The following is a 21,277-nucleotide window of genomic DNA, read 5'->3' on the forward strand; positions in this document are numbered from 1 at the left end:
GTAAGACCTCGCCTGCTAGAAAAGGAAACTCGATGACTCGTCTTCGTGCCATCTGTACCGCGGTTGCTCTGGTTTGCGCCAGCGGCCAGGTTTTTGCCGATACCGCCAGCCACAACGCCAGTGCCGAAGCCTTCCTTACCCTGGCCCACGCTGACAAGCTGGGGACCCCGGTGTACATGCAAGTGCAGCAAATGTTCGCCCAGCGTTTCGAACAGACCAAGGCGCCCGCCGCCAAGCAGTCCGTACTGGACAGCTACCAGGCCAAGGCCAACGCCGCCCTCGACCAGGCCATCGGCTGGCCGAAGCTGAAACCGGACATGGTCAAGCTCTACACCACCAATTTCAGCGAATCCGAGCTCAAGGACCTGGTTGCCTTCTACCAGTCGCCACTGGGCAAGAAAGTCCTGGAAAAAATGCCACAACTGACCCAGCAGTCGGCCCAGATGACCCAGGCCAAGCTGGAAAGCGCCGTGCCGGTGGTGAACAAGCTGTTGGAAGACATGACCAACGAGCTGACGCCAAAAGCCGCCGCACCGGCCAAGAAGAAGTAAGCAGGAATGACCATGCAACAGCGTATCGAAACGGCGCTCGCCGCCCTGGGCCCGCAACACTTGAGCGTGCTGGATGAAAGCCATATGCACAGCCGTGGGTTGCAGACCCACTTCAAGGCCGTGCTGGTCAGCCCGCAGTTCGAGGGGCTCAACCGCGTCAAGCGCCACCAGAAGGTCTACGCCACCCTGGGTGACCTGATGAGCGAATTTCATGCGCTGGCGCTGCATACCTACACGCCTGATGAATGGGCGAAAATCGACGCAGCCCCGGCCTCGCCGACCTGCGCCGGCGGGCATTGAGCGCAGCCTCGACCCGCGCCAGCGGGTCGAGGTGATGCCAGCCCCCGAATACATAAAACATCTTCTTGCACCACCTTCCCCCCTCCACCTTCCCTAGGCTTTCAAGACTACTTATTCACAAATGAGGTCTTGAGGTCATGTCTAATGCCATCCACCGAAATACGCCGTCCCTGGCCGCTGTCGACCCGCGTGGATTGATTGTTCGTAATATCGAGTATCACCGCTCAACGGCACAGGTTGAACCGCAAGCGCGTATTCATCGTCAGGTGTTTGGCAGTTCCGGCTTGATGATTGAGCAGTGGGATCCGCGCCTGCTGCAATTGTCGCGCTCAGAGGCTGGCACTCAGGCCAATCAACGCATGGTCTACAGCCTTGGCGGGCATGCATTGCGCATCGACAGCGTAGATGCCGGCTGGCGGCTCTCGTTGCCGGGGGAGGCCGGGCAGTTACTGGAAGAGTGGGATGGGCGGGGGGCCCATCAGGTGCATCACTACGATCAATACGTGCGGCCCGTCGCCGTTTTCGAGCAAGCGGCCAATGATGAGCAACCGCAGTGTGTCGAGCGTATTGCCTATGCTTCACCCTCGGACCATGAGGCCGCACGCAATCGCTGTGGCCGGGTGATTCGCCATGATGACGGCGGCGGGTCGTTGTTCCACGAGTTTTATGGGCTGCACGCAGACGTTGTCCAGCAAACCCGACGCTTCCGGCAGGCGACCGCTGCGCTGGATTGGCCGCTGGCCGATGCACAACGCGATGCGCGCCTGGAACCTGAGCGTTTCCACACATCAACGGGTTTCAACGCGCTGGGTGAGCGCTTGCATCACTCGGATGCCAAGGGCAATCGCCTTGAATATGCCTATGGCATTGACGGCCAGCCGGCGAGCATCGTTGTGTTGCCCACGGGCGGCGTGCGTACGCAGTTGATGGACCAGCGTCGCTACAATGCGGCGGGCCAAGTGATCAGTGAGCGCGCCGGGAATGGCGTTGTGCGTACCTTGCTCTACCGTGAAACCGATGGTCGCTTGCGGCAGATGAGTGCCCGTGTGCAAGGGGCGACGAGCACAGCGCTGCAAGATCTGACCTACGATTATGATTGCGTCGGCAACATTGTGCGGATCGATGATCTTGCCCAGCCGACACAATGGTCGAGCAACACCCGGATCAGTTCGGCCAGCGTCTATGAGTACGACACGTTATCGCAGTTGACCAAGGCCACCGGACGCGAAACCGCCGGCAACCAGGGTGGCCCCGCGTTACCGGCGAGGGTGGCGTTCGGCGCGACTGATGACAGCGTCTGGCGCAGCTACACCCAGCAGTTCAGCTATGACGCAGCCGGCAATTTGCTTGAGTTGCAGCATGTGCCCAGCAGCGGCACGGGTTTCACGCGCCGGATGAGCGTAGCCGCCACCAGTAATCATTTCGTGCCGCAGGCCGATGGCAGTGCGGTACCGGGGTTGGGGCAGCACTTTGACCGTAACGGCAATCTGCAAGCGCTGGAGGGCCATCATGGGATGGGCTGGGATGTGCGCAATCAACTGGTGCGCATTACCCAGGTGCTGCGCGAGGGCGGAAGCAACGATGAGGAACGCTACGCATACGATGCAACCGGTCGACGCATCCTCAAGCGCCGGGTAACCCAAGCCAGGGGCGTGTCGCATACGGCGCAGGTGCGCTACTTGCCAGGGCTGGAGATTCGCCATGACAGTGCAACGGGTGAGCAACTGAATGTACTCAACCTCGATGTCGGTACGCTCACTGTCCGGGTACTGTCCTGGGATCGTCATCCTTCGGGGGGCAGCCAGGATACGCAGATCCGTTACGGCTTGTCGGACCACTTGGGCAGCAGCACCCTGGAACTGGGTGAGCAGGCGCAACGGCTCAGCCAGGAAAGCTATTATCCCTACGGCGGTACTGCGTGGTGGGCGGCGAAAAGCGCCAGCGAGGCGAGCTATAAATTCATCCGCTATTCGGGCAAGGAGCGCGATGCCAGTGGGCTGTCCTACTACGGCTTCAGGTATTACGCGCCGTGGTTGTGTCGCTGGATCAGCCCGGACCCGACTGGCGATGCCGATGGCTTGAATTTGTACGCCATGGTCGGCGGTAACCCCGTCACGAAGGTCGATGAGCATGGGCTGACAGCCACACCGGCTTTGGAGCAGCCTAGCCAGACACAACTGCGCAGGCCTTCCATCAGGCGCAGGCTCGCGCATATGGAGCGTGTTTTTCGACCCAGGATACAGGCGGGTGCGTCGGCCGCGATTCGCGATGGTTTATCCACCTATATTGCCAATGCTATTTCGACGGGCGTCGATCTGGCGATTAACAACATCCAGCCCACGGCGCAACGCAACCAGATCTTGCGCCTTACCGTCGCGGTGCTGGATGCAGTGTCCACGGCACATATGAGCACCGGTGTCGCGGGTAACTGGACGCGATTTGCGCCGCAGATCGGTGCTCTTTTTGCAGGAGCGGCGGGTATGGGGTATGCCGTTTATGGCGACTCGATAGGTGATCAAGCCGAGCACAGCTGGGACCCGGTGGCGGTCCGGCGGTTGGGCGGGCATGTACGCGCGCTCTCCAGGGAACTCGTGCAGCAGGTCATTCGTGGGCACGGCACCGGTGTCTCCTGGGGCAGCACGCCTCTGCGCGGTAGGGTCACGCACACCACCGCAGCGACGGCGGCCTATGGCCTTGCAACCGTGGCCAACGCGATATACGGCGAAGAAGTGCCTGCGCTGATGCTGCCCAATGTCACACCGGCAATAGAAGCCTACGATGCAGCGATGGGAACGATGATTCGTGGCGGTCACCCGACGGCCGTCCACGATCCCCATGGCCAAACCCTGCAACGGCCGGACCCTGCCGCATTGGCCCACGGTGGGCTGAGCAGAATGTTCAATCAGGTGTGGACACACTGGGCCGCGTCCGGTGTCGAGGTCTTGACCGCCAGGCTGACGGGCTTGCCCTTGGCTGCCCAAAGCCGGATGACTCGCAACGTGGTGATGGCGGCCCGCGGCGTGATTTCCGCGCTGACCGAATGGCGGGGCTTTTTCGTCCAGTTGGCCAGGAGCGGGTATTCGACCTTGGAGTCGAGATGGCGCCGCGGTCCGCAGCCTGGGTAGGAGGACCAATGGGCCGCCGTCCTGCCGGTTGCCACGGCTTCACGCCTGCGTTGATCGTTCCCGCGCTCTGCGTGGGAGCGATCCAAACCTGGGGAACGCGCACTCTCTGGCGATCCGATCTGCCGGGCCCTTATCGTTCGTCAGTCAGTGCTTTGGAGGGGGCAGCTTGCAGCTCTTCGTAGGTATCGTTTTCATCTTCATTGACGGTATACCAGGCCCAATAAGTGGTACGCCGCATGAATCCTGCTGCGGTCAGTGTCTTTGTCGGGCGCCCGAGAGGGTCGTAGAACTGGCGGTCACTGTGGCCCAGCTCACGCATGGATTGATCATTGACGTAGGCGTGCTTGTCAGCGAAGTAGGGGCGGTAGACGCGAACGACCAGACCCTTGTTGTTGTATTCGACACGCTCGCTGACGCGCCAACGGGGGGCTGCATGCACTTGGCGCAGCTGTTTTTTCAAGGAACCGGGTGCCGTATCGGGTATCTCGTCGACCAGCAAGTTGCCCTTGTCGTCGACCGCATTGGCCAGGCCAGGCTCAGTCTTCTGCTTGGTCTGCAAGGTACGACTAAAGCCATCCCAGCAGGTCAGGGTCATGCGGATCTGTTGTTCGGCATCGTCCGGGTAGCGGTCGGCTTGCAACATGAGCCCATGGACTGGGGTCCGGCTGGCTTTGTCGATCAACGCCTTGAGTTGTCTGTTGCTGTCGCTGAGCCCCTGACGCGCGCGTGCGCCCAGGCGTGCCCTCGCGCTTGCGCGGATATGCCCGCTGGGAAGCAGATAGGCTTGGGCGACCCACTCCGGCTTGACGAGGGCCAAGTCGACCGCGCCCATCCAACTGAATGGGGCGTAGCAGTGTAGGTTGGCCATGTTTTGCAACACGCTTTGCGCGTGTTCTATGGCAAACCCGGGCGTTACATCCTTGAGCGGGCGGTAGCTCTCCAAGGCGGCGAAACCCACTCTGAGACTTTGTTCGTGACCGTGAAAGGTGTTGACGAGCAGTAGCCCGAAACCGTCATACAGCGCTTCTTGAATAGTGCCATTGGGGTCGACGATTTTTGTCGGCAGCAGCAAGCGATAGTCGTATTCGGCTTTGGTCACACAACCGTCGGGCATTTTTACACGCACGGTTTGCAACGTGTAGGGGTCATAGTTGAGTGTTGTTTCGCCATGGGCCTCGGTGGCCCGCAGCGCCCTTATCCGATAAAACTGGGTGGCTTTGCCATAGCGGGGAAAGTGCCGGCGAATCGACCACAGGCGGTTTTCCTCGGGCGGCGCCTCGCCGTCGAATAGAAAAAACAGCTCCATGGTGTGATAGCCACTGTCGCTGAGCTTTTTTACCAGATCAACTGCAGGTTGGTTGGGCATCGCCGGTATGTCCTTGTAGACATTCAGAGCGTTGTCATCCAGCTCTGCGGTTTCCAGGTAATCGGTCAAGGCCTGGGCAGTGGCGACGCCGGGCTCCAGGGTTTTACCGAGGCTACCGGCTTGCCGATAGCGTTGCACCGACAAGCTGCTCAGTTCACGCTTGGCACCTGCTGCCAATGGCCCGTCGCGGTTGTCGATGAACCCCTCATAGGCGATACGCCCCAGGTCTAACCCGCCGGCCGCTGGGGCTTTGCCCAGCACCAGGGTATTTTGTCGTTGGCGGTAGGGCAGGGCCAGGCGCCAGTGTTGTGCGTCGTCCAGATGAATGTGCTGTGCCAGCGTTTCGCTCAGGTAATAGGACTGTTGCGCGCTGTCATGGGTATCGCGCCACCAGCGCTGGTGATGTTCATCGATCAGCACGGCAGGCGGTGAGCTGGAGGCGCTTGTACGGCGGGCACAATGCAGGGTGACACCATGCACCAGGCAGCCATAGGCATCCCAGCGCAGGTTGATCTGGTGCTGGCACACCGGATCATCTTCCACCCCTTCATATTGATAGCTGATCGACTCCAGGGCTAATGGCAATAGCCGAGCATAGGGCGTATGGGCACTGTTCGGCGCCAGTTCACGGATCAGATAACGCTGTTGCGTGACAGCATAGGGCACGGTGCCTTGCGCCGGGTGCGCCGCTGCCACCTCCACGCGTAGCACACTGCCGCTGAGTGCGCGTGCCACTTCGCGTGCCAGCGGTGGCGCAGGATCGCTGATCAAGTCGTCGTGATGATCCAGCGGCTGTGCCCCGGATATCGCCTTGTATCGGCTGACCAGCGTGCGGCCCATCACCTTGGCCTGTGGGTCGTGCGTGCTATGGCCGAGGGTGGGCATGTCGATGGATTGCCCGGTATGAAACCAGGTTCTGGTGCGCACGGGGGCGCTGAAACCCTGGCTGTGTTGCGTGTCTTTGCTGCTCTCGGTGTCGGTTTGCAGCACCAGCCCGAAACCACGAAATTCGCGGTCTGTGCGGTCGTAATAAGCCTGGCGATAGCGCCAGTGTTGTGTCAGCCGGTTGCCGGTGATTTCGTCTCGTTGGGTGTGTTGGCTGACCAGCAGCAGCGCAAAGGGTAACTGGCTGATAGCCGGCTGGCCGTTGGCATGGCGCTCACGTTTTTCATCCAGCCATTCCTGGGCACTGCTGCGATATTTGATCGAGGCCTGAGCCCCCATGTTGTTGTCGGTTCGCAGGAGCAGCCAGGGCTTTTGGGTGAAAAAGTCGTAGCGCCAGTGCATGCGGGTCTGGTGGGCGGCGGTCAGGATCAGGCTAGGGCAGCCCAGGCCGTTCACGTCGACGACGTTGACCTGACAGTGGTCGTCGTAGCGCACGCCCTCTGGCCATGGAATTTTGATCGCATCCACCTCGAAGCCGTTGCCGCCTTTATTGAGGAAAATACTCAGGTGGTCGGCGCTCAAATACAGCAAGTCCGTAGCGCCACCTCCATTCAGGTCGACGAGCAGTACATGGGTTGCCTTGAATATTTCATAACGCAACGGCAGCGTGGCCAACACAAACCCTCGGGCAAAACGTCCTCGACCCAGGTTTGGCCAACATTTCACTTCGTTATGACGTATACGCACCAGATGCTGCTGGCCCGTGGCGAGCACATCGCTGAACGCCACCAGTTCGTTGGGCGAGGCAGAAACGATCGGCAAGGTGTCGTCGAGCGTATGAGGCACCTCAATGGCGGGTTCGAAGCCTTTTTTTCGGCGATTGGCATACAGGCGCACACTACGGGGGCCGATCATGGCAACGTCAGGATGTCCCGTCCCCATCAAGTCGGCGAGTATTCCCTGGGGATGGAAAAATTCCGACGGGAACGCATCGAACGGCGTGAAGGTTGACCAGTTGCGCTGTTCGTCCAGGCTGAAAAAACCGCTCATCCCCGGTTGGGCAACCAGCCAGTCCAGACGGCCATCGCCGTCCACATCGGCCAGCGCCTGGTGGATGGGCCGAGTGCTGTCGGCGACCGGCACCCGCGCCAACTCCTGGGCCGCGCCGTAAATCACCTCGTCGCCGGTTTTCGTGTGCTGCGCCCTGACGGGTTCACGGTAGTACCAACTCTTGTCGGCGCGATACAACACACCGGGTAGGCCTTCGCCATACAGATCGACCAGTTGATAACGCTCACTGTCATGCAGCCCGGGCAGCGAACTGAAGGGCTGATAGCTGCTCTGGTCCACCTTGAGCTGGCTCGATTGGTAAAAGCACTCCAGCGGCGGGCGGCTCACGCTATTGCCCAAGCTGTCAAAAGCCTGCTCATGCACCCCCATCAACAGGCTGACATGGCTGGGGGCGCGGTATTCCAGCAGCAGACGTTTGACCAGCACCGGGTCGGCGCCCATTTGTGCTTCCTTGGGGAAGTGGTGGAACATCAGAATCTGGTTGCAACGGCGCAGGGTGCGCAGCTCGAAGCCGAATGAAAAATCCGAGCAGGGGTCGGGGCGTGCCGGCCATTCCCGTGTGGCCTGGTACGTCGGTCGCTGATCCAGTTCAAGGTCACGTTCGCCATAATCAAAGAGCAACTGAAAGTGCCAGCCTATGTCCGGCTTATCGTCGGTCTGCCAGAGGTAGAGCTGTTCCTGCTCCTTGGCGGTGAAGTTGCCGTAGCAGACGCGTTCCAGGTAATGCTGGGCGCGACAGTCCCTCGGGTAGTGTGAGGGATCGGTTTCTTTTTTGTAGTGATAGTAAATGTGCTCGCCGTGGGCATTCAGGCTTTCCTGCAACAACCATTGCGCTACATGGTGCGGGTGGTCCGGATCGGCAATCCGGGCCAATGCGGTCTTCCCGTAAAAGTGCTGACTGCCATCGGCACTTTGTATCAACCAGAAGCCTGCCGTATCGGTTGCCGAGTGCCAGTGCTCGATACGGTCGAAGTGGCTCTCGATCCTGGGAAAGTACCGGGTGACCGTGTAGGCGATGGTCAGTGGCAAACCATTGAAAGAGGTCGTGGACCGGCTGACGATCGCACCTGCGGCGTCGCGTTCGGGTAGCCATATTTGCGCATCGGGGCCCACCAGTACGTCGTGCTCCGTGTAGGCCGGCACGCCATGGGAGGTACGTCGGCTGACGGCGCGCAGGGGCACTCCCCAGCCCAGGCCGAAGGGGCCGTTACCGGCGCCGCTGTGGTAGGTCAGCGACATGACGGGCGTGTAGCCGCGCGCGGGAGAGATCGGTAAGGGAATCTCAAAGCTTGCCGTACCACTGGAGCCGATATCTCCCCAGCCCTTGCCGGTGCCTTGGATGGCAGCACCGCCTTTGGGCAGCGCCGGGGTGTTGACCTGCAGTTTGAGAGTGTCGTCGCTCATGCCTGACCCCGGCTCGCTGGGGCGGGGGCGCGAGGGTGTGCGTGATCAATCAGTTGGGCGAGCAAGGAGCTGCTGTCGGCTTGCATATTCATACGTTCCTTCACTCCCGCCGATGGGTTCGGCGGGAAATGAAAAAACGCTATCACGCAGGTTAACGGGGCCGGGCCTAGGTATTTACACCGCCGTAGCCCAGCATCTGTGGCGGTAAGCGTTTGTTCCCGTTGGGCTGCGCAGCAGACTCAATCGTATTCTGCCCCTGTAATTAGATACATAAAACCGCTCGCAATACCCCCACTCCACAGAGCGCCTCCCTAGACTTTTTTGACCTTAGCTAATCAGGTCATGAGTTTATGTCTAATTCTCTGCATCGAAATACACCTACCTTGAAGGCCATGGACCCTCGTGGACTGGCCGTACGTACCCTTCAATATCACCGCGAGAACGTGACGCAGACCCCGCAGGCACGGGTCACACGACAGGTGTTTGGAACCAGTGGTTTGTTGCTCGGTCAGTGGGACCCACGACAATTGGCGCGCGGTGCTGTGGGTGTGGCGTCGCAATCGAACATTTACAGTCTGTCGGGCGAGCCAGTGCACACCGAGAGCGCCGATGCCGGCTGGCGCTTGGTATTACGCGGTGAAGCGGGGCAGCTATTGCATCGCTGGGATTCGCGTCAAGCCCATCAGGAGTGGCGCTACGATCGCGTGTTACGCCCCGTGGCGGTATTTGAACAGGCTGCGGATGAGCCACGGCCGCGTTGTGTCGAGCGCCTGACCTATGCGGCAGCCGAGCCCGCGGAGGCGGCCGGCAACCGTTGTGGTCAACTGATTCGTCATGCGGACCCGGCCGGCGTTCTGTGGATGGATGAGTACGGAGTCGGTGGGAGCCTCATCAATCAGACCCGACGGTTTCGCATGGATACGTCGACAGTTGACTGGCCATCGAGCGATGACAAACAAGCCGAACAGTTGGTGGGCGAAGCCCATACCACGACCTGGCGCTACGATGCCTTGGGGGCGCTGCTCGAGCAGGTCGACGCAAAGGATAATCGCCGGCACTGGCGCTACGGGCAACAGGGCTGGCTGAAGGAAGTAGCGCTGACCCTGAAGGGGGGAACGCGTCAGGTGTTGATGGACCAGCGCGTGTACAACGCCAACGGGCAAGCGGAGTCCGAGCGTGCGGGCAATGATGTCACCAAAGTAGCGAAGTATGCTGCTGAGGATTATCGCTTGCTGCAACTGACGGTGTATCGCAAGGGCGAGGCCACCACGCCTTTACAGGATCTTGTGTACGAGTACGACCCAGTAGGCAATATCCTCAGTCTCAGCGACCAGGCCCAGCCGACCCAATGGCACAGCAATGCGCGCATTGATGCGGTCAGTCGTTACCAGTACGACACGCTGTACCAGTTGACCCAGGCCAGCGGTCGGGAAAATGTCGGCAACAGAGGGCAGGCGGCGCCAGGGCGGGTGACGTTCGGTGCAACCGACCCCGGGCTCTGGCGCAATTACACCCAGCATTATACCTACGATGAAAATGGCAACTTGACACGTCTTCGCCATGTGCCGGGTAGCGGAACAGGTTACACCCAGGACATGCGTGTGGCTGCGGGTAGCAATCGTGCCTTGTCAGTCACTGACGGCGCGCCGGGGCACTGGGCGACGATGTTTGATGCCAACGGTAATCAGCAAATGCTGGGCGGCGGCCAGCAGCTCGGCTGGAACGTGCGCAACCAACTGACTCACGCGACCCAGGTGCAGCGAGAGCAGGGTGACCCCGATGTGGAAAGTTATCTCTACGACAGTCAGGGCCAGCGGGCAGCCAAGCTCAGAAGCCAGCAGGTCGCAAGCACCCCCCATACACATCTAACGTATTACTTGCCGGGTTTGCACCTGCACATACAACCCGGCAAGCGCTTGAACGTGCTGGACATTGATACGGGCGGCGGCCGGGTCACGGTGTTGCAGTGGGACGCCGGTCGCCCCAGTGATATGAGTGCCGAGCAGTTGCAATTCAGCATCCTCGATCACCTCAATAGCCATTCACTGGAGTTGGACGAGCAAGCGCAGTTGCTGAGCCAGGAGCATTATTATCCTTATGGCGCAACGGCGTGGTGGGCAACCAACGGTACGCAGCGAGCCAACTATAAGGTGCGCCGCTACGCGGGTAAGGAGCGCGACGCAACCGGGTTGTATTACTACGGCTCGCGCTATTACGCGCCGTGGCTGCAACGCTGGATCAGCCCGGACCCGTTGGGTGATGTGGATGGTCTGAACCTGTATGCGATGGTCCTGGGCAACCCCCTGCGGTTCAGGGATGCCGATGGCACGCAAACGTCGTTTGGCGAGCAGTTCCAGCCGGGGCGAGGCGACATAATCTTCGGTTTGGCTCATACGGTGGGCAGTTACCGCAGCTTCTGGTCGATACTGAGTGGGCGTGGTGACACGATGGCGGCCTATTTTCCAGGTGCGGATCTACAGCGCTGGACTGCCGGGCTGGGGTCCAACGTTCGCCAGTTCTTCACTTTCCGCGAACTTGCGCCTGTCGAGTTCACGGACTTGGTGACGCCGGTGCCGGGTGAAGATTCGATAGCAACACGTCTCAAGGCAGAACTTCGTGAGCAAATATCGGCCAACGTTCAGCCCTTCTATGAAGGTATTGTTGCGAGGTACTCAGGTTGTACGGCGACCACTTGCAACCAGCAGTTCGCGAGGAGATTTGTACGTAATCTTGCGGCAGGAAAATATTCAGCCGAGGCAACTGCTATCCAATTCATCGGCGAGGGTTTACTCGGTATCCAGCAAAAGCTGGTCAATCGAAGCAGCAAATCCGCTTTGGAAACCCTGACCGATCCGCAGAGTAACGCGGTGGTCCATTTCGCCCTTGACGATCTGGCGATCGGGCAGGTGGTCAAAAAGTCACGACCATCGGCTACGGCCTCGGAGCTGCGCTGGCTCTATCGGCATCGAGCGCAACTGGGCGGCAGGGTAATTTTCTATAGGGGTCAACGCAGGGTCGATGCGCCGTGGGAGGCTAACCCAGCCAAGTGGAGCGCCTACAGCCCCAGAAGCGCTACGCCTGCACGTGCAGGGCGGCGCCGCTGATTGAGGCATCACCGTGGCGGTGACTCAACTGAGTCGCCACGGTGGCTTCACGTTTCAGCTGTGGGAAGACAGTTCGTGCGCAGGCGGCTCCCAGGTATCGTTTTCATCCTCGCTGACGGTGTACCAGGCCCAGTAGGTGGTTTGTCGCACGCTATCCCTGGCCGTGAGGGTGCGGGTGGGGCGACCGAGGGGGTCATGGAACTGTCTGTCACTGTGCAGGAACTGGCGCAAGGCCTTACCGTCGATATACCTGTGGCGGTCGGCATAATAGGCGCGATACACCCGAATGATCTGGCCCTTGGGGCTGTACTCGGTGTGCTCGCTGACACACCAGCGCGGGTCAGCCTCAACCGTCTGGAGGGCGCCGTTCCTGGCGCTCAGGTCACCGTTGTCGGCCACGGCACAGGCTGGTCCCGGCTCGGCTTTTTGTTTGCTTTGCAAGGTGCGCCCAAAGCCGTCATGGCAGGCGAGGGTCATGTGGATGAGTTGCTCTTGGTCGTGGGTATAGCGGTCGGCGGTCAATATCAGGCTGCGGGCGGGTTCGCGCCGGGTCTTGTGGATCAAGTCAACCAAGGCTTTTTCACTTGTACTCAAGGTTTTTGCCTTGTTTTTCAGGCGCAGCCTGGCAGTGGCGCGTATATGCCCGTCGGGCAACAGATAGCGTTGGCTGACCCACTGCGCTTGCCTGTCCGCCGCAGCGATCGAGCCCATCCAACTGAGCGGGTCGTAGCAACAGGCACTGGCCGCCTCGCCGAGAACCCCTGCGGGTGACTCAATGGCGGAATCGACGCCCGCGCCCATCGGCCTGCGATAGGCCGACAATTGCCCAAAGCCGACGGGCTTTCCCGCTTCTTGCCCTTGGACGCTGGTCGCGAGCACGCGACCGAACGCATCGTACAGCGCTTGCTCGCGTGTGCCGTTAGCGTCGGTAATGCTGGTCGGCTGGAGCAAACGGTAGTCATGCGTGATGTGGGTGATGCAGCCGTCGGCGTGTTTGACTTGGATAACCTGACACCTGTAAGGGTCATGGGTCAGCGTGGTTTCGCTCTCGGCTTGCGTCAGCCGCCAGGCCTGTAAGCGATAGAAACGCTTGGCGTTGAGGTAGCGAGGAAACTGGCGACGGATTGACCAAAGGTCGGGAGGCGCTTGGCGCTCCTGGTCATTGGCATGAAAAAACACGGCCATGGGGCGATAACCGATTTGGCGCAGGCGGCTTGGCAGGTCTTCGGCGGATTGGCCCGGCATGTCGGGAATTTTTTCCAACGCTTTCAACGCGGCGGGGGCCAGTTCGGCGGTTTCTTGATAATCGGCCAGCGCCTGGAAGGTTGCGGTTCCAGGCGCCAAGGTCTGCCCCTTGCTGCCTGGCTCGCGGTAGTACTGGATCGACAAGCTGTTCAGCTCGCGTGGCGCTTGCGGCCCCAGTGGCCCTGAAAGCCGGTTGACCAACGTTTCGTAGTTGATCGCCATCGCGTTCAACCCCGCAGGTGGCTGGCCCTTGGGCAGGGTCCAGGCGTTGTCGCGCCGACGATAGGGCAGACCCAATCGCCACTGGTCGTTGTGTGACTGATGAATCCATTGCGCCAAGGTTTCGCTCAGGTAAAACACCTGCTGCGCCGGGTCGTGGGTGTCACGCCACCATTGCTGCTGATGCTCATCATCGAGCAGTCCCGGTGGTGCATCCTTGGCGGTCGTGCGCCGTGCGCCATGAATTGTGACGCTGTGAACCAGGCTGCCATAGGTGTCCCAGCGCAAGTTGACCTGATGTTCGCAGACTGGATCATCGGGTACCTGCTCGTACTGATAACTCACGGACTCCAGCGTCAGGGGCAGCATTCGCGCCCAGGGTTTTGAGCCAGGTGCCAGCCGGCGGACCCTATAGCGATACTGTTGCACCGAGTAGGGTGTCTGGTTGGCGGAATCGAGGGCGAATACTTCCACCCGTAATGGCAGGCCCCGGAGCGCGTAGGCTGCCTCCCGTACTTGCTGTGACGTGGGTGATGCGATCAGGTGGTCTTGATGGTCGGTCGGTTGTGGCTGCTCAGGGGCATCATGTTGCCCCAGCAGCGTGGGGCCGAGCTTGATAGCGTCAGCGTCATGGCGGCTGTAATCGTCCTGGGGCATATCCAGCGCTTGACCGGTGTGAAACCAACGTTTGGTGCGCACCCCTGCTTCGGGCGCCTCGCCGGTTCGGGTTTCGTTGTCGGTTTGCAGTAACAGGCCGAAGCCCTGGAAGGCCCGCTCATCGGCATCGTAATACGCCCGACGATAGTTGAAACGTTGGGTCAGGGTGTTATTGCTGATCTCATCACGCAGTACTTGACGATTGACCAGAGGGAACGCGAAGGGCAGCCGGCTGACGGCGGGCTTGCCGTCGGCTTGAGGCTGCTGTTTCTCATCCAGCCATTCCTGCGCGCTGCTGCGGTAGCTCACGTTGACTTGCGCGCCGAGGTTGTTATTGGCAATGCTGAGCAAACAGGGCTTGTTGTCAAAAAAAGCATAGCGCCAATGGCGAGGGCGCGGATGCATGACGCTGATGATCAGGCTGGCGTAACCATCGCCTTGCAGGTCCGTCACGCTCACTTGGGATAAGGCGTCGTACTCCACGCCTGACGGCCAGGGTAATACCAAGGGGGTTGTGGCGAAGCTATTACCGCCCTGATTGATGAAAATGCTTACCCCCTCGGTCGTCAGGTACAGCAAGTCGCTGGCACCACAGCCATCCAGATCCGCCAGCAACACGTTGGCAGCGTTGAACGTCGTCTCCCTGAACGCCAAGGTGGCCAATACCCGACCCTTGCCGAATCGCCCGTGGCCCAGGTTGGGCCAGCATTTGATTTCGTTGTAACGGATACGCACCAAGTGCTGCTGGCCGCTGCCGAGGATGTCGCTGAAGCCGACCCAGTCGGCAGGAGAGCGGGAGAAGGACGGCAAGTTGTCGCCGTCTACCCTGTGCACCCGCTCGATACCCGGGCCGAAACCGTTCTGGCGATTGGCGTACAAGCGCACACTACGCGGGCCCACAAGTGCGAGGTCACCCAAACCACTGCCCATCAGGTCGGCAAATATTGCGTCAGAGTGCAGCAATTCCACCGGCAATGCGTCGAACGGCACAAACCCCATCTCTTTGCCTTGGGGGTCAAGGTTGAAGAAACCACCCATGCCTGGCCGGGCAAGGACCCATTCCGGGCGACCATCGCCATCGATATCGAGTAAAGCCTGATACACGGGGCGTGAACCGTCAGCCACGGGAATGGCGGGCAGTGCTTGGGTGGGTGTGTAGGTCACCTCATCGCCCGTGGAAGCGTCGGCCCGCTGAGGCGCTCGGTAATACCAGGCTTGCTCACCACGATACAAGATCCCCGGCAGGCCTTCGCCGTATAAATCCACCAGTTGGTAGCGCTGGCCGTCATTGAGGCCGGGCAAGTCATCAAAGCGCTGGTAGCGACGGATGTCCAGTTTCAGGCGTGAGGGTTGATACAGGTATTCTTGCGGTGGCAGGCGGCTGAGTATTCCTTGAGCGTCAACGGCCTGCTGGTGTGCCGCGAACAGGGTGCTGAGCCCATTGCGAGCGGTTTGATGCTCGAGCCACAGGCGCTTGACCAGCACTGGGGTGGGGCCCATGTCGGGCTCATCTGCAAAGGCGTGGAACATCAGGATCTGCCGACATAGGCGCAGCGTTCGAAGCTCAAAGCCGTAGATATAACTGGAAAATGGATCGTCGCGCAGGGCCCATGGCTTGAGCGCGTCGTAGGAGGGTAACGCGTCGCTGGTCGTGGTGCGCTGGCCATAGTCGAACACCAGGTAAAAGTGCCACGCCACACTGGAGAGGTCGTCGGTCTTCAGCAGATAGGGGGTCTCTTTTTCGCGGGCTTTGACGTTGCCGTAACACACGTTGTGCAGATAACGCTGGGCCCGGCTGTCATGTGGCTCGGTTTGGGGCTCGGTCTCGGCCAGGTACTGGTAGCCGATATGTTCGCCATGGGCGTTCAGGCTTTCTTCAAGCAGCCATTGCGCCACATGGCTTGGGTTATCCGGATCGGCGATGCGCGCCGAGTGGGTTTTGCCGTAGACATGTCGGTCGCCATCAGGCGCCTGGATCAGCCAGAACCCGGCGGCGTCGCCCTCTGAGCGCCAATGCTCGATGCGCTCGAACCGGCGCTCGACCCGGGGGAAGTAGCGCGTGACGGTGTAGGTGAGGCCCAGCGGCACCTGGTCAAAACTGTCGCGCTGTGTCTGTACGAGTATGCCGTCGGCGGTGCGCTCGGGCATCCAGGGTTGTGCATCCGGACCTTGGAATGTATCGGCTGCGGCGTAATCGGGAACGCCTCTCTGGGTGCGCCGTGTGACGGCGCCAGGGTTGACGTCCCAGCCGAAACCGAACGCACTGTTACCCGCCGTGCTGCGATAGATCAATGACAGTGTGGGGGCATAACCCCGACCGGTAGAAATCGGCAACGCAATCTCGAAGGTCGCCGTGCCGTCGACGCCCACGTTGCCCAAGCCTTTGGCGAGCCCTTCGATGGCGTTGCCCGCAGTGGGCAGCGCTGGCACCTTGAGGGGTGATTCATTCGCTTGAGTGCTCATGCTTCACTCCTGCCGGGCCTTGCGGTATAGCGCACATGAATGATGATGTCGGTGATGGATTCAAGCAGGTTTTTCTGGTGCAGCGGATTGGTAAAATTCAAGCTCCAGCAAGACACGGCGCCGGTGTATTCAAACGGCAGGTAACGCGGATCGTTGTCGAAGTTGAGGGTAAACAGGCCGTCATCATCCAGCCCGCGTGACAAAGCGATTTGCTGGTGTGCCTTGAGGTCGATTTGGAGGGTGCCATCGGGCAGCTGAATTTCATTACGGGTTTGGGTCAGTGTCGCCTTGATGTCTTCATAGGGCCCCAGCGTGGCGGGGAGTGAGACGCTGACGTGCTTGATTCGCCGCAAGGTGTGTCCAGGATAGTCTTCATTCAGCAACTCGTGGCTCAGGGCAAAACCAATCGTGCCGCTGCTGACCAAGGCAGTCTTATGCTCGGCCCAGGTCTTGGCGGGTTGAGAGGATTTTCCTTCGGTTGTGACCGAGCACTCGATCAGGCGATGGCGCAGTGACACGGTTTTGCTGATTTCCAGCTCGCGGGGCGTGTGCTGCAGGTACGCCGTGTTCATTTTCACCAGGTTCAGTTTCAAGCCTTCGGCACTCAGCAGTCCTCGGGAGGAGTGGTGCCAAGCCTCACCTTGAAAGAACTGGCGTCTGTCGGCGGTTTCATACTGCCAGCAGGCTTCAGCGGCCAGGCACAGGGAGTGGACGCTGTCATACAGAGCGTAATAGAACGTGCTCAGTTGCGCAGTGAGCCATTGATAAAGCTGCGCCCCTGTAAAGCGCATGCCGAGCAATTGGTAGGCTGACTTGGCCTGGGCCAATGCGGTGTGGGCACTGCGCAGTTGCAGGCGAGTGGCTTTTTCCTGCTCGGCGTGCACGAGCAGCAGGGCGTCGATCTGGGCCAGCTCCAGGCGGGCCTGTTGTTCGGCGTGGGTCCACTCCTGGGCGCGACGATTGAACTGCTCGGTGCGCTCCAGCTCATTACCGTTGGCGCGGGCAGTGTTGGCCTCGCCCTGGGCGAAGGCTTGGAACGCATGAAACGCGCCCTCAAAACGCATGCCTCCGAACGACGTGCCGAAGATATTGGGCGCGAGCATGGCGGCACCAGCGCCCATACCGGCAAGCGTGATTTTTCTCTCCCAGGCGGCGCTCTCCAGATAGTGTTGGCCGGCTGAAATTTCCCCGGGGCTGATGCCTTCGCTGAGCTGGCGCGTCAGGAAATCCAGCCGCCCCTGAACGATTGAGCGGCTGCGACGTAGCGCGTCTTTGTTTTTTTCATCGATGGCCAGTGCCTGGGTCTGTTGGGTCAACACCAGTTCGGCCAATTGCCAGGCGTTTTGCTGTTGCACCTCAAGGTAGTGCGCCTGTTCCTGGCGCTCGATCAGCGTGAGCAGCGTGTTGCCGAACTGCGCCAGACTGTCGACCGCACTCAGGGCATGCCCCTGCATGACCTGGAACCGGTAGTGACCCACTTCAGGACGGACCGGTGGCAGGGCACTGGCGCCACCCGCGGTACTTTGTGCGTTCCGTGCCAGCAGGGCGGCGGGGGACAAGGGGGGCGCAAAGAGGGGTTGGCGCAACGGCTTGCCAGCAATGTCCAGATGATGGCGCAGCCCATGCAGGCGACTTTCCAATGTGTCCCAGCGTGCCACCAGTTGCGTGTTTAGCGGGCGGTATAAGTAGGGGCTGTCCGTGAGCCAGGCGCGTTGACCCGTGGTTTTACACTGCTGGGACAGTCGCGTGGTGTATTCGAGTTGATGTTCCAACTGGCGTATTGCCGGGGAGGATGTTTTCGCCAGTGTTTCCAGTGTGCGCGCGGTCCAGGTATCGGCGCGCGTGACCGACGGGCGCATGCCGAGCAGGTTCTGCGCCTGCATGTACCAGAGTTTGGCTTCGGCCAGGCTGTCGGGGCTCAATTGGCGATAGGCCGCGTCGCCCCGGTTGAGCAGAATATCTACATTGAGGTAATGCAACGCCTTGCGCAGGTAGGTCGGAAAGCTGAGAGCCAGGTAATGTGGGCTCTCGGGGTGTTGGCAGGCGTAGCTCAGCTCTACGGGCTGGCTTGGCAGCGAACTCAGCGCCCCGGCGTTGGGTTGGCGAGGGTCGAACAGGTAGTGCAACCAGGTTTCGGCGTGAGCGTACTGCTGTTGCTGGTTGAAGTAATGGGCGATGGTCCAGGGCAAATAGATAAACAATTCACGCAAACTTTTGCCGTGCGCACCCTGGAAGTCCAAGGGTACGGGAGAGGCGTCAGCAGCCAGTGCCGGTTCCGTCAAGTCCTCAGGGGATCGTAAAAATGAAGGGTCGAAGCTGAGCGTCTGGGTCAATTTATGCGCAACGCTGGTATTGAGTCGGATTGCCGGGATCGTCGGGCTGAAGCTGCTGGAAAAATCAATGGATTCGACGGTTTCTCCGGTTTTTTGCGGTCGGCGCGTGATGCGCGGGGAATGTGCAGGTTTGTCGACGGCAGGGGAGGTACCGAGGGCGCATTTGACGGCCTTGAGTGCATAGCCGAGAACTTTCACCTTGTTCTCTTGACTCTCAAGCGTGATGACACCATGGATCAAGGTGATGGCTGATGCGGGTTGCTTATTGGGTAACGTTATCCGCGCACTCGCCAGATGGCCGGCTGCTAATTCTGGGGATGCGCCGGCCAGACTTTCGTGTTCGATGTCCGTGAAGTTAAGGATTCGGGCGGTGTTGTTATTGATGGCTTGCGGGGTGGGCACGTCTGCCAGTTTGGACTGCATGATGACGTGCTTGTAGAAACGCAAAATGGGCGCTGAAGTGTTGGTGGACTCTAGCCTCACGTCATTCACAAAGTGCAGTTTTTGGTTGGCGGGCTCGTCACCTGGCAGGTTATAGCCGCTGTAGCGGTCGAGTATCATCAGGAAGGGATCCTGATAATGGGTATATAAGTGCAGGAATGCATTTTTGTTAAGACGCTTCCCTGCCAGTGAGAATTCAAAGGCGGTATAGGATTGACCTTCATACCCTCTTCTCAAGTCTTTCCTCGTTATCGTCTCTTTTTTGTCGAGGCTAAACAATATGGAGCCTTTGTCATAAATAGCGTTGGAATAGCTTTTTCCGGTCCTGGGGTTTTTGAAAAACATCGAGTGATACGTGGCCTTCACTTCGGGGAATATCGCGCAGTCGATCCTCAGAACCGAGCCGCTGATGAGTTCAACTTCGGATAAAGTCGGGTCATGCAACGCAGAGTTGGTGACGAGGGTAATGCTCATCTGGGTGTAATGGGAGGCAAGGGTGATGCTGTAAGTCTGCAGGAAGGGCTTAGCGATTTTCGAGGTGAAGACGAACTCGTTGGTGACGGGATCAAAGTTTGTGGTGGCAGTATCGGTGGCGACTATATCGGTGCTTTTGGATTCAAAGTTCCACTTCTGTTGATCTTCTATTTGGGGTGTTTGAGCTTCCAAGGCTACCGTTCTTTTGTCCTCTCCCTGCGCTACGTGAGTCTTGAATTGTAAGTTGTCCTTGTTTATATCGAAAAACAGACGGAAGTATTGGTGGGCGAACGAGGGGAGCAACACGCTGGAAAATACGTTGTCCTGATCGACGCCGCCCAACAACGCAATCTGCAGTGGCGTGTTTTTTGTGGACTCATAGGCTTCCAGTAACCTGACCGTTTCCCGAGCAACGTCGGAACCCGGCACAATCTTGTATCGGCCAGGGCTGCCCGCAGACGCGACGATTTTTATACCCAATGACTGATCGACACTGATGGCCTGGAAGAATTCGCCCATTTGGTCGCTGCCATGATTCAGCGTATTGGCCCTTATACCCAGGAACAGTGAGTGAGGGGCGCGGCTATCGACCACGGCAACGGTCTGCGTGATGCTGCTAAGTTGCGCCGGCGTGAGTGCGTTGATACCCCGCGTAACGCAGTGTTCTTCCAGGCCTGTGTGCGGAAGGCTCCAGGTGCCATCCAGTTTTTTATAGGAAAAGCACAGGCGAAACTTCACGAACCGGCCGTTCAGCCACTCACCCTGGCGTTGTTTTTCGTCGTCGTCGTCCTCGCTTCCGTTGTAGCCATTGCCGTTTCCCTGTGCCTTGAAGTATTGGGAGGGCGCAGGCTTGATGCTCTCGGCCCAAACAATGAACAACCGATGGTTGAACATCACGGGGCGAACACTGTGGGCGGGCGTCTCGGCGGCAAACGTCAGGTTGATGGGTTTCCAGTCTGACCAGGCGAGGGGCGCAGGTGCCTCGGCCTTGAGGGTGGAGCGTTTGGACAGGTCCAGCGAGCGCCAGTAATAGAGCTCATCGGTGGTGGATTTGCCGACGAAGTAATAGGTGCTGGTATCCCACTGTTTGACGTCGCCATCGATGTAACCATTGAGCGTCTGAATGTTGGCGACTTCTTCGAACCGTGACAGGTAGCCTTGCACGGCGTTCTGCACGGTGGCGGGTTGAATGCGATGCTGGTTGAGCTCGTTTTCCAGTTGCTCAAAGCTCTCGCTCTTGTCCTCGCGCAGCGTGGGGTCGAGGAAGTTTTGCGGGTGATAGCGCAGTTGCTGGCTGGCGCTCCACAGCGGGTAAGTGTGCAGGGAGGTCTGCCAGGCCAGGGTCTCGTGAGGCGACATGCCCTGTGTCTCATAACCGGGTTCCAGGCCCGAGTGAATTCGGTTGATGTAGTGCTGCAGGCTGGTGATCGCACTGGCGACCGGGCTGGTTGGCACTGCTTGGCTGACTTGTACGTCCAGTAGCCAGTAGTCGTACAGGTCGTTGGGTGTACGCAACGAGTCTTTAAGGGCGGGGCTGATGCAGTGAGACAGATAGTAGCTCAGCATGGCATCACGCCAGGCTTCATTGAGGCGCTGGTCGAGGGGCTCAGACATGGTCATTCCTTGAGTCTGCTGGTTG

7 protein-coding genes are annotated in these 21,277 nt (G+C 59.6%); 4 read left to right on the forward strand and 3 right to left on the reverse strand.

Features of this window, described 5'->3' with window-relative positions; all coding sequences use genetic code 11:
- Positions 1–32: 32 nt before the first annotated feature.
- The 3 genes from JFT66_RS19035 to JFT66_RS19045 all read left to right on the forward strand — a co-directional run bounded on the left by JFT66_RS19035 (position 33) and on the right by JFT66_RS19045 (position 3,976).
- On the forward strand, positions 33–551 hold the full coding sequence (locus JFT66_RS19035) for a DUF2059 domain-containing protein (protein ID WP_003236690.1): 519 nt from the start codon (positions 33–35) through the stop codon (positions 549–551).
- 6 nt (positions 552–557) lie between these two features.
- Positions 558–851, forward strand: a complete 294-nt coding sequence (locus JFT66_RS19040; RefSeq protein WP_034116952.1) for a BolA family protein — start codon at positions 558–560, stop codon at positions 849–851.
- 137 nt (positions 852–988) lie between these two features.
- A complete protein-coding gene (locus JFT66_RS19045; RefSeq protein WP_198859873.1) occupies positions 989–3,976 on the forward strand; it encodes an RHS repeat-associated core domain-containing protein in 2,988 nt (995 codons plus the stop codon).
- 130 nt (positions 3,977–4,106) lie between these two features.
- Here JFT66_RS19045 and JFT66_RS19050 read toward each other — a convergent pair whose 3' ends face one another.
- Positions 4,107–8,702 (reverse strand): SpvB/TcaC N-terminal domain-containing protein, encoded by a 4,596-nt coding sequence (locus tag JFT66_RS19050; protein ID WP_198859874.1) that lies wholly within the window; start codon positions 8,700–8,702, stop codon positions 4,107–4,109.
- Between the two features lie 350 nt (positions 8,703–9,052).
- On the opposite strand from JFT66_RS19050, the gene JFT66_RS19055 reads away from it, so the two are divergent.
- The gene (locus JFT66_RS19055; RefSeq protein ID WP_198859875.1) at positions 9,053–11,806 is read left to right on the forward strand and encodes an RHS repeat-associated core domain-containing protein; all 2,754 of its coding nucleotides are present in this window, start codon (positions 9,053–9,055) and stop codon (positions 11,804–11,806) included.
- Between the two features lie 54 nt (positions 11,807–11,860).
- Here the strand turns inward: JFT66_RS19055 and JFT66_RS19060 are convergent, their stop codons facing one another.
- Entirely contained in the window at positions 11,861–16,390 is a 4,530-nt protein-coding gene (locus JFT66_RS19060; protein ID WP_198859876.1) for a SpvB/TcaC N-terminal domain-containing protein, read from the reverse strand.
- On the reverse strand, positions 16,387–21,252 hold the full coding sequence (locus JFT66_RS19065; RefSeq protein ID WP_198859877.1) for a neuraminidase-like domain-containing protein: 4,866 nt from the start codon (positions 21,250–21,252) through the stop codon (positions 16,387–16,389). The genes JFT66_RS19060 and JFT66_RS19065 overlap by 4 nt, the downstream gene beginning before the upstream one ends.
- Positions 21,253–21,277 lie beyond the last annotated feature (25 nt).

The sequence above is a fragment of the Pseudomonas sp. MF6755 genome (assembly GCF_016405635.1).
Lineage (GTDB): Bacteria > Pseudomonadota > Gammaproteobacteria > Pseudomonadales > Pseudomonadaceae > Aquipseudomonas > Aquipseudomonas haemolytica.